Origin of the sequence: Agrobacterium sp. MCAB5 (genome assembly GCF_052114365.1) — a bacterium.
In the GTDB taxonomy this organism is placed as follows: Bacteria; Pseudomonadota; Alphaproteobacteria; order Rhizobiales; family Rhizobiaceae; genus Agrobacterium; species Agrobacterium tumefaciens.
The window spans coordinates 1-378 of the sequence record NZ_JBFREP010000348.1 but is presented as its reverse complement, the minus strand read 5'-3'; the positions used below and the strand labels follow the sequence as shown (position 1 = coordinate 378).

Sequence of the window (378 nt, the reverse complement as noted above, 5' to 3'; positions counted from 1 at the left end):
ATCTGAGCAAGTTCAGCGCGAGCCTGCATGGTTTGATTGATCAGCCTGTCTGCCTTTGCGACAATCAGCCTCTGTTCTGGGAGTGGGGGCAGCGGCAACAGATGCGATTTCAGGTACTCGGCCGGAACTCGTTGTTGCCCAACCGCGCCAGACATTACTTGTTGAGCGTTGTCACGAAATTCTTGCCGCCGAACGAAACGCCACAGATATTCTGGCACAACTGCACCAGTGCTCCGAAGAACGTGGAATTCGGTTGAGCCAAACCCTGTCGCGTTGACCACCCGTCGAGCGACAGCAGACTTGCCATTCTCCATGGACGGCGTGATCTTTGCAAAGATCACGTCGTCGTCCACGAACTGGGTAAAGCCCTTGCTCACC

The 378-nt window shown here is 55.3% G+C and carries 1 protein-coding gene; it reads right to left on the bottom strand.

Translation table 11 applies throughout. The features are described 5' to 3' along the window. The coding region (locus AB4Z23_RS28970) for a restriction endonuclease subunit S (RefSeq protein WP_441361370.1) at positions 1-378 on the bottom strand (378 nt) is incomplete at both ends.